Source organism: Flagellimonas flava (assembly GCF_050617915.1).
Classification (GTDB): Bacteria; Bacteroidota; Bacteroidia; order Flavobacteriales; family Flavobacteriaceae; genus Flagellimonas; species Flagellimonas flava_A.
In genome coordinates this window covers 1-338 of record NZ_JBODQE010000028.1, presented here as the reverse complement: position 1 = coordinate 338, position 338 = coordinate 1, and the positions used below count along the sequence as shown (strand labels likewise).

The window sequence follows — 338 nt, the reverse complement described above, 5'->3', positions numbered from 1 at the left end:
GCGCCAACTCGCGCTTGGTCAGGGGTTGATTGGACTTGCCCCCATCCAACAATTCGTTGGCCTTATCATTTGGGAATATGCTAAGCTAGACCTTGGCAATGGAAAGATCGGCGGTAACATAGACCTTTGAAACTGAAATCAATGTTCCTTTTAAACCGCCATCTGTTGCGGCCCGGTGAAGGATATCCGCAATATCCTTTTGAATGATCCCCCCAATTTTCTTCTGCCGCTGTGTTTCCATACTGCAAAATAACGGAATAAATGACGCACCTCATGTTATCATACGAAGACATTGCTTACTTTTGGAGAGACATACCTGCAAACGATTCAAAAAAGTA

Annotated in this window: 1 pseudogene; it reads right to left on the bottom strand. The window is 44.4% G+C overall.

The features are described 5' to 3' along the window. Positions 1-241, bottom strand: a pseudogene (locus ACRHOZ_RS20840) (ribosome-binding factor A); the annotation flags it as partial. Positions 242-338 lie beyond the last annotated feature (97 nt).